6 protein-coding genes and 1 pseudogene are annotated in these 10,077 nt (G+C 65.4%); all 7 read right to left on the reverse strand.

Annotated features, from left to right (window positions below):
• Window positions 1–686: 686 nt before the first annotated feature.
• Window positions 687–1,559 carry an alpha/beta fold hydrolase gene (locus ACZ7NC_RS43095; RefSeq protein WP_471497410.1) on the reverse strand — a complete coding sequence of 291 codons (873 nt, stop codon included), beginning with the start codon at window positions 1,557–1,559 and terminating at the stop codon, window positions 687–689.
• Window positions 1,532–2,056 (reverse strand): lipocalin-like domain-containing protein, encoded by a 525-nt coding sequence (locus ACZ7NC_RS43100; RefSeq protein ID WP_471497412.1) that lies wholly within the window; start codon window positions 2,054–2,056, stop codon window positions 1,532–1,534. Before ACZ7NC_RS43100 ends, ACZ7NC_RS43095 begins: the two co-directional genes overlap by 28 nt.
• Window positions 2,053–5,121: a type I polyketide synthase gene (locus ACZ7NC_RS43105; protein ID WP_471497414.1), complete on the reverse strand. Its 3,069-nt coding sequence runs from the start codon at window positions 5,119–5,121 to the stop codon at window positions 2,053–2,055. Before ACZ7NC_RS43105 ends, ACZ7NC_RS43100 begins: the two co-directional genes overlap by 4 nt.
• A gap of 34 nt (window positions 5,122–5,155) precedes the next feature.
• Window positions 5,156–5,359 (reverse strand): DUF5988 family protein, encoded by a 204-nt coding sequence (locus ACZ7NC_RS43110; protein ID WP_471497417.1) that lies wholly within the window; start codon window positions 5,357–5,359, stop codon window positions 5,156–5,158.
• Between the two features lie 1,390 nt (window positions 5,360–6,749).
• Entirely contained in the window at window positions 6,750–7,772 is a 1,023-nt protein-coding gene (locus ACZ7NC_RS43115) for a terpene synthase family protein (protein WP_471497420.1), read from the reverse strand.
• A complete protein-coding gene (locus ACZ7NC_RS43120) occupies window positions 7,769–9,247 on the reverse strand; it encodes a prenyltransferase/squalene oxidase repeat-containing protein (RefSeq protein WP_471497422.1) in 1,479 nt (492 codons plus the stop codon). Before ACZ7NC_RS43120 ends, ACZ7NC_RS43115 begins: the two co-directional genes overlap by 4 nt.
• A gap of 701 nt (window positions 9,248–9,948) precedes the next feature.
• Window positions 9,949–10,077 (reverse strand): annotated as a pseudogene (locus ACZ7NC_RS43125) (4-hydroxy-3-methylbut-2-enyl diphosphate reductase); the annotation flags it as partial.

The raw sequence follows: 10,077 nt of genomic DNA on the forward strand, positions 1-10,077 counted from the left end.
ACATCCTGCACTGGTCACACTGGCGTCGACGACGCCAACACCAAGCCCGCATCAGCCACTACAGGCGACGCGGACACAGCCCATAAACCTGCCCACCAATCAGCACAAGCACCGTTGCAGTACTAACGCGGACCCGAATTCGCTTTCTGTACGGACAAGTTCGACCCGTTCAACCTCGAACCGCGTCCCGGATGCCATTTTGGCAACGCGCGGTCCGCCACATAGACCCCAACGGCCAGCCCAGACCCCGACGCCGGGCGACTTAAACGCGTCCGCACGGGGTGCACCACCTGTTCGCCTCCTACGACATCGCCAAAGGCCAGCTCTTCGGGCACATCAGGAGAGCAAGACCAGGCCCAGGTACCGGAGTTCTGCCGCTGCCTGCGCTCACTGCACCCGATAGGCATACGCATTGCGCTCAGCTGCGACAACTACTCTCCGCACCTGACAACGAAGCGGTGCCAGCGCGTCGCGATGTGGACGGCAGACAGCAACATGGAGATCGCACACCCCGACCTACACCGCATTGAGGCCCAGTTCACGGCCATGCGCTACTTCACCCTCGACGGCACCGATCACACCCAGCCACCGAGAGCAGGGAAGCATGATTCGCCGCAACAACATCTGGCGGAACAAGCACGCTGCCACCGAGGTCGTGAACAGGGCGAACGTTGCCTGTTACGGCACTAGTTCCCGGCAATACGCGTTGAAGAAATGGTGAATGCACGAACTCTCTGTAGATACTGGTCGAACTGGTTACGGTGGATGTCGTGCGGGACGCCGGGAGGGCCCCATGCCGTGCTGTCCGGGGGGAGCAGTTGGCGGGCCTGTGTCCATTCTGCGGCGTTCAGGGACCCTCCGCGCGCGGGGTCGGCCCGGATCAGCAGGGTGGGTACGGTGAGGCGGCCGAGCAGGGGCAGGAGCGCTCCGGATCGAGCTCCGTCGCTGACCAGGCTCCTTGCGATGTCCGGGTCCGCGTCCTGGAATCCCGCGATCAAACTGCGGACGTCAACGTCCTCCCAGTCCGGGTGGACGACCGTGAGCAGTTCTCGGAGTTCTTCGGCGGGCATCATGACGGCCCGGGTCAGGTCATGCAACTGCTGACTCTGCTGTGTGGGGGACATGGCGGCAGGCGGGTCTTCGAGTACGAGGCCTGAGAGGGCAGGGGCGGGTCGGTTGGACTCGGCGCCCGTGGCCAGAACCAGGGCAACGGCCGCGCCCCAGGAGTGTCCGATGAGCAGCGGTTCGGTCAGCTCCAGTGCCTCGACGAAGGCATGGATGTCGTCGGCCGCCTCGCGCAGACTGTAGGAACCGACCGGTGGTTTGACGCTGGCGCCGTGTCCTCGCAAGTCGGGTGCAAAGACACGTGAGAGGTCGGCCAGTGCGGGGCCCAGGCGCGACCAGCTCGCGGCGGATCCCGCGTTCGCATGCAGGAGGACCACAGGAGGCCCAACCGGATGATCGGTCGCCCATGCGAGGAAATGGAACCGGCCTGCCGGAAGATCGATGAACTCGGAGTGGGAGCTGGTCATCACACGGGTCCAGTCAGGCGGCGCCAAACGAGGCACGGAGTCCGCTCGTTGCCACGGCTATGCGTTGTGGGGGAACGCAGCGTCAGCAGGTCGCCGTCCAGCTCCATGCGGCGCACCTGCTGGGTGGCGATCCACTGCGGGACGGAGGCAACGCGTACATGGTGCACGACCACACTTCCCCGGCACTCGTAGGTGCCGCCGTATCCCACATAGGGACTGGCGCTGGTAACGGCTTCGACGTCAGCCACGTCCACCAGAATTGCCGCTTCGGCTGAAGCGCCTGCATCAGCGCTGGGAGAGTGCCGCTTGGGATCCAGTAAGTGTGCGGACATACAACCGTCGGCGGTGTAGACGAGCAGGCCGTCCGGATGCTGCCCCATGGGGAGAAGGAGAGTGTGTCCAGCCTCGTCAAGGATGGAGAAGGAGACGAGCGACCAGACACCAACGAGGGGGCCGGGGGTTGTGACGGACCCTCTGGGCACTTGTTGCTGTGGGCGGTGGACTCGCGCATGGGGGTTGGTCACAGCTCCTCCTGTTCCTGTTCATAGGACATGGCCGTGTCGAGCAGGTCGTCCAGGTACGCGCTCAAGGACTGGGCGGTCGGGTGAGACCACAAGGCGGCGACCGGGATGGGAGCCTTCAGGCTCTCCTGCAGCAGACCCCGCAGTTCTACGGCGCGCAGCGAGTCCAGGCCAAGGTCAGAGAACCTTGCGTGCGGATCGATGCGCCGGGAGCGCAGCTGCAGCAGAACGCGCAGTTGCGCGCTCACGTGCCGTTCAAGCAGTGACCGGCGACCCGGTCCTGGGCCGGCTGCCCACAGTTCGGTAAGTACTTCACCGGTGGGGCCCGGGGCCGCGTCGTTGGCGGGCGTACTGCTCACGGTCGCAGCCACCGTGGGCGCCCCGCTCAGTTCGATCAGGTGATGGCGTCGCTGCCAGGCGGTTGCCGGGACGTCTGCCAGTGCCCCTTTGGCATACCAGCGTTGCCACTCCACGGGGTAGCCGAGACAGTGCAAGGCGGCTACGGCGCTACGCAGCCCGAGTTCCTGGTCCTGTCCCGCCCGCAGTGTGGCCAAGACGGCGGCGTCGGCAACGGCCTCGAGTGTCCGGGCCAGGGGGTGGGCGGCCACGGGATGGGGGGAGATCTCCTGGAACACGCGGTAGCCGTCCTCGGCCAGAGCAGCGGTCGCGCTCACGGCACGTACTGGGCAGCCCATGTTGGCTGCCCAGTACGCGGCATCGAAGGCAGGCTCGGTGTGCGGGTCTTCCAGGACTGTAGTGTAGAAAGGCACTTCGGGTCGGCGCGGCCGCAGATCGTGCAGACAGGCAGCGAGAGCGTCCGCCAGAGGGCGAGTCAACCGGCAGTGTGAGGCAAAGTCCACGGCGACCATCCGGGCGGGGATGCCGCGGGCGTCCCATCCGTCGACCAGACGCCGTACCTCGGCCGTCCTTCCGCCGATGACGGTGGACTGAGGGGCAGCGAGTACGGAGACATCCACGTCGATTGCATCAGCGATCTCTTCCCGGACTCGGGCATGGTCGAGTCCTACGGCCGCCATCGCGCCAGTACCTGCCTCGGCATCAGCGACGCACAGCGCAGAGCGACGGCAGATGACCCGCACCCCGTCTTCCAGGCTGAGAGCACCTGCCACCACTGCGGCGGCGACCTCCCCCATCGAGTGGCCCACGACTGCAGCGGGTTCCACTCCATACGAGCGCAGGGTGGCAGCGAGGCCCACCTGCATGGCAAAAATCATTGGCTGCACCTGGTCGACCCGGCTGATCTCGGCACCCGAGCGCATCAGGTTGAGTGGCGAGAACCCGGACTCCGCCGCGATAAGGGGATCCAGCTCAGCGACAGTACGGGCGAAGACCGGGTCTCTCTCCAGAAGTTCCCGTCCCATGCCGGGCCATTGTGAACCGTGCCCACTGAACACCCACACCGGTGCTCGGCCGGGAAGTCCACGGGAGAAGTCACTGACTGTGCCGGGCGTCGGCTTGCCATCGGCGTAGGCGCGCAGCCCGTCCACCAGTTCCTCGCGTGAGCGGGCCAGTACCGCCAGCCGTTCCCCGGCGTGAGAGCGGCGTAACGCCAGGGTGTGTGCCACATCGGGGAGTGGGGATGATGCACCAGGTCCGGCCAGCCAGCCCGCCAGCCGGATGGAGCTCGCCTCCAGGGCCGGCGCGGACTTCGCAGAGAGCAGGAAGGTGTGCAGCGCCCCGCTCTTCACGCATGATGCGTCTGAGACCGCGGCGGGCGGCGGCTGCTCAACCACGGCATGGGCGTTAGTGCCGCCCACACCGTAGGAGCAGACAGCCGCGATACGCGGTCCTGCCTTCACCGGCCAAGACCCTGCGCTGGTAGGTATGAAGAACCTGGTCCCAACCGGGTCGATTCCCCGGGGCCAGCGCCGGAAGTGCAAGGAGGGAGGGACCATGCCGTGCTGGACAGCCAGAATCGCCTTGAGCAGACCCACCATTCCCGCCGCCGCCTCCGTGTGCCCAAGGTTGCTCTTCACCGATCCCAGCGCACACCGTCCCAGACCGGTCCCGTAGACCGCAGACAGCGAAGCGAACTCGATCTGATCGCCGACAGGAGTGCCAGTGCCATGCGCCTCGATCATGCCCACCTGTGCGGGATCGGCCCCGGCCCGGGTGAGTGCCGCGCGAAACACCTCCTGCTGTGCCTGTGCTGAGGGCTTGGTGAAGCGGGAGGTCCTTCCGTCATGATTGACGGCCGTGCCGCGCAGCACCGCGAGTATCCGGTCACCGGCACGCTGCGCATCCTCCAGCCGCTTGAGTACCAGCACCACGCAGCCGTCGGCACGGACGTATCCATCGGCCTCCTCGTCGAAGCTGTGGCATCGCCCCGTGGGCGAGAGCACCCCTAACTCGTTGTAGGCCGTGAGGACTCGTGGACTGAGCAGCAGGTTCACTGCCCCGGCCAGGGCGATGTCGCACTCGCCGACGCCCAGGCTCTGGCGGGCGAGGTGCGCGGCGACCAGACCGGACGAGCAGGACGTGTCCACCGTCAGGCTGGGACCGCGCAGGCCCAGTAGGTAGGACAGCCTCCCAGCGGCGGGGCCGAACTGGTTGCCGGTCACGAAATAGGGTCCACCGCCCGCCGGCAGCCAGTGGGAGTAAGCGGAGTAGTCTGGATTGCACATTCCGGCGAACACACCCGTTGCCGTGCCGGTGAGTGCCTCGGTAGGCAGACCCGCGTGCTCACACGCCTCCCAAGCCACCTCCAGCAACAGGCGGTGTTGCGGGTCTATCAGGTCCGCCTCCTGCGGAGCGATCCCGAATGCCTCCGCGTCAAAGGCGGCCACATCCCCGTCCAGGAACCCGCCGCACCATGTCACCTCACGTTTGGACTCCTCCTGCAACAGCGCCAACTCGGCGGGGTCCCAACGACCGGACGGAGCCTGCGACACTGCATCCCGGCCCTCGCACAGCAGCTGCCACAAAGAGGTCGCGGAGTCCACTCCGCCGGGGAGTCGGCACGAAGCCCCCACCACCGCCACGGCAGCGGGAGATGCCACGGACAGGCTGTCCCCGTCACCGCGGCGGCTGCCGCCTTGCGTGTCCATGATTTTCTACCTCTCTGATTCACATTTCCGAGCATCATTCGGCGATGGCGGTGTGGTAGCTCCACTCATAGACCACCCGCGCCTGTCCATCGCCGCACTCAATGAGCTCATCGGTCAATACGAAATGCTCACGGCCGTTACCGAATATCACCGTGCACTTCTCGACTGCAGCCTCCACGGAACAAGCGCGGAGGGACTCAGGGAAGCCGGAAGGGCCTCCGCTTAGGTAGATCTTCATGGCATATACCTCACATTGATATCCGGGCGACTGCGAGTTGTCTGCCGAGGACAATGTCCGCGTCGCGGCGGTAGACCCGAACGGGAACGGATCCACACGTCCGACGTTTCCAGATGACCACTGGGCCGTCATTGCTGACGACGCAGCGGAAAGGCGGAGTGGCCGCCCCTTGGAAGGTCACGGCGAATACAAGGAGCGCAGCAAGTACAGCCCTCAATCAGGCCGCGAAACAACACTCCAGGTGCACGAGACATGCACACTCGGCACATCATTGTGCGTTTGTGAACCACAGGCCATCGCGGCTCCTGCGCCACCCACCCTCGAGGGTGTAGTCCACTACTCTTCTCCGCGGCCAAGGCGGCATCCTCCGGGACACCTGGAGCCGTGGGACCGTGGGACACCCCCCATCTATGCGTCCCCGCCCTAGCCCGCGAGTTGGATGAGACGGTAAGCCTTGGATGAGACGGTAAGCCAAGGCCGTCGTGCCTCGCCCCGCCAATGGAGCCATTTCACAGTTGAGGCTGGCGATGTCTTACGCGTTGTCCTGGCGCGCACCCCATCGGCGAGCCGTTCGCCTCGACTGCACCGGATTGGATAGCAGACAGGAAAACTTCGCCCACTCGCCACGCAATGAGGTATCCACCACCCTTGAACAGGTGACAGACCTCGTCAATGATTTCGCAGCCTACGGTACAGACCACCACGAAAACGCCGAAGCCATTTCATGGCACAGAGATCATGTGAAGCCAGCACTGGGGCGGCAGGATAGCAATTCCCCAGTCGCCAAGAGCCTCCAGCAAATCGTGAACCTAGTCGATCAGGCCAGGCCAGGCAGTGGCGGCGCCAAGCGGGGTGGGCGGTCACGGTAGCCAGGCACAGTGCAGCTTCCTGCGCTGTCTGCTGGGTGAGGGGGGTGCCGGAAGGTGATCGGCGGCGGGTGCGCACAGGGCGGCATAGGGGGCGGGGTTGTCGTAGGAAGCGAGCCGGTACAGCGCGGGCACAGTGAGCCACCGGTTGGCAGGCCGGGCTCGACGGCAGGCTGGGCTACGGGAGCGGCCGTCCCGGCATCAGCTCCCCGCCCGCCGCACAGGCCTCGAAGATGGTCCGCCCCCGGACCAGATGAACACCGGCAGACGCACCTGCGAGACGGGTATAGGTGCTGAACCGACGGGGCCCGCAGGAGACGCCGCCCTCGGCGTAGTGGTCGACGACGCTGTTCGTCGCTCCGGGGTCATGTCGATGCTGGGCGGGGGCGACGGAAATGACGCGTCCTACCGGATGCCAGCTGCGTAGAGCGGCCATGACCGTGTCGGCTGTCGGCTGCGTGGTCGGGGCTAGTGACGTTCGCCCTACACGCGACGTGTGTTGGTGCATACCCAGCTACTAGAACTCAGTCCGTCCGGGGAAGGCTTCGGAGGTCTTCGGGGGTGAGTTCGAGTTCGTATCGGTTTAGATACCACTGACAAGCGAACACCGCGCTGCGGACAATCCATCCATAGTGGTCCGCGATCGCTGATGTGGTGGCTGTTGCGACGAAAAGGTGATGCAATTCCTGTTCGAGGTGCTTTCGTAACAGGTTCCGGGCCTCGGGGATCGAGCAGGCCCACAGCTCGGCGGCGAGGGGCAGCGCGTTGGCGGCGTTGCCTCGGTGGTCGCGTTCTGCGGTGCTCAGGTCGTTGGCAATCCGAATGATGTAGCTGGCGCGCTTCAGGACGGAGACAAGAAGGTCTGTCTCCTCCGCACGGATGCCTGCCGGTGCGCTGGTCATGAAGGCTGCCCAGTGGGTCGCTTCGACGGCGATCGAAGAGCGAGCGATGTGCATGTACCTCTCGAAGTTCGGCTGCTGCCCAATCCGGTGTCGCCAGGCCAGTTCTTGCAGCATCCCGTTGCTGGCTTGTTCCCATAGCCCGTGCCAACGCTGTCGATGCTGGTCTGCCTCGGGTGAGTCCATGACGCGGCGCATGCTGTCGACGAGCGCCAGGAGTACCTGCCGGAGGCCCGTCCCGCAGGCCGCTGGCACTTGTACCTCACCACCTGGGGTGGCGAGGACACGAAGCCACTCCTGTGTGAAAGCTTGGAGGACCTCCAGGCTGTTGTGTTCGGCAGTCTCTTCGTCCAGAACGTCGTCGTACGCGAAGACCGCGACGCAATGGCGGGCGAACTCCAGAGCTGTCCGGTACGGGGCACCGTCGTAGGAGACGGCAGCGCACAATGGCATCCATTGCAGGATGCTTCCGGCTCGCCCCTGCACGACTGCTGGGTAGTCCTGTGCCCAGGAGGTTAGGTCACGACGGATGTTCTGCGCGACGTCCAGGATCTGTGGTGGCAGCGGCAGTGGAGAACGGTCGAGTGGTTCGAGCCTTGCTACGTCGACAAAGGGCACAGCCGCATCTGGATTGATCGTTGTCTTCACTTGTTCTCCAGGCAGGCAGTGAGCACGGCTGTGTTGATGATCGCCTCAGGCGTGTACAAGTCTTTGTCGTGCCACAAGGGTGGGTGGCTCTTGTACAGAGGTGTTCGGCTCAGACGGGCTCGGGCCCGACTGACTGCTTCCTGTGAGCTGTGGGCATCCGAGTCCGGGAGGTTGACAAGCAGATGGACTGCGTAGGCGGTCTCTTCCGCCGTACCGCCCCAGACCCCCCACAAGCCGTCGGGGTGCTGGGTCTCCAGCAGCCATCGCACGGTCATGCCCAGCGCGGGTGTGGATGGGGTGTCGTCGAAGCGGTGCAGTGCGAGAGCTGCGCAGAAGGTGGCGTAGTAGGGGGAGGCATGCCAGCGGTCCTCCCACCCGCCCCAGTCCTGTTGCCGGGCGTACAGCCAGTCAGAGACCTTCTGGATGGTCGGTGTGTATTGCTGCTTCTTAGCCGGACGAGCGAGGACGTAGAGGCCCAAGGCTTCGAGCACATGGGCGTTGGTGGTGACGGACTGGCCCTGCTCACCTGGCCAGGTGCAGAAGTGGGTGTCGAGTTCGTACCGGAGCAGCGGGCTGAGGTCGAGCGGCTCACCGAGCAGGGTGAGAGTGGCCAGGACCATGCTGGTTGTGTCTGCGTCCGGGACCAACCCAGGAGCCGTCGCCGCCCCTTCGGGCTCCAGCGAGGCGTGCAGACTGCGCCGCAGATGTTGGGGAACCGTCATCCTGATGCCGGAGTGAAGCAGCCAGTTCAGCACCCATGCGCGTTCAAAGGTATGCGCGGGCCAGACACAGGGCAGGGGACCCCCGTACTGCTGAACCACCCGCTGCAGGTATCGGCGGGCCGCATCCGCTGCGGGGCGCTCGGAGGCCTTGGCACTGGCCAGCCAGGCGGCTGTGGCTGCAGGAGAGGCGCCGACACTGCCCGCTTCCGTTGGCCGCACCTTGTCCAGCCAGGAGGGCTCACTGAAAGTCTCCACTGCGTGAAGGAGCTTGCTCTCAAGCTGCGCCCCGCCAGAGAGCAAGGAACGCAGCGCAGTCAATCTACTCCCGCTGCGGCGAGCCAACTCGGCTACCCATCCGGGCAGTTGATGCGGCCTGTCCTTCACCAGGTTCCTACCCAAGTGCTGCTCGATACGCGGAACCAGCGTGGCGACGATGAGATCGGCGGCAGGAAGATCCGGCAGGTCGGCTTCAGCAAGATCGGCGAGGCCGCGGAGCCCCCCGCGCGCTGCGGCCTCGATCCGGGGCTGGTGCGGCGCTCGCTGCTCAACAGTCAATAGGGCCTCGATTGCGCTGAGAGTGGGGATGACCGCATATCCAGAATGCGCTGGCCCCCAATGCCCTTGTGACTGCTGGGTGGCGATCAGGAAGTCGACCCGCTCGGCGTGCCCTGTCAGCTCCGGCAGCAGGGAAACGACCCGTCCGCTCTCATACACGGAGGGGCTGATCTGATTCTGAGCAGTCAGACCAGACACCAGCGCCCGTGCGCATTCCTCAGCAGTGCCGGGCTGGCTTGCGCCGACAGGCGCAGGCCAGCCTCTCCTCAGTCCGGGTCCACTCATACGAAATTTCCCCCAACTCTGAGTGAAGTAGGGCCGCCGATGACGATCATCCGAACTGAGCTCCTCATGTCCGGACCTCTTGGATGACCAGCTGCCAAATGCTCAGCGTGAGCCCCGCCAGTCGCCCACTCACCACTTCTCCACGTCGGGGCGCCACACGGCCCGACTCACTGTGAGCCCGGGGATCAACGGACAGGCCGTGCCACCGGTCACGAGCTCCTGCTCGGCACCCTCCTGGTGGATGGTTGGGCGTGATGCCGTGCGGTGCGCGACTTTCCTCGGGCCCATGAGCCGCTCCTCCAGGCTGAGGCTCGAGGGTCACTCCGGCACCCACCCCATATGGGAAGGCCAGCAGCGCGTAATCCATCAATCTGTCCACGCGCGACTCCTGCGCGAGTTCTGGGGGCGCCGTAGACGCTGCTCGCGCGGTGCAGGACCTAACCGTCGGTACTGGGCATGCAGACTTTCAGGAGCGGCTATTGACTGGCTTTGAATTCGGCCGGCGAAGCAGTGAAGCTCCAGGACGAGCACCTCGTGGTACGTCGCGTGGAGCTCGGAGGCAGTGAGCATTCCGGCGGTGCTTGCGCCGATGGCGACGGTTGGGCTGGAAGCTCTCATGTGCCGGCCCCCTTCGAGACGGCTTCTTCGCGCAGGTCGCGGCGCAGTTCCTTGGGCAGCGAGAAGGTGATCGACTCCTCGGCCGCCCTGACCAGCTCGACGTCGCCGTAGCCGCGCTGGGCGAG

The organism is Streptomyces sp. NPDC111802 (assembly GCF_055634335.1).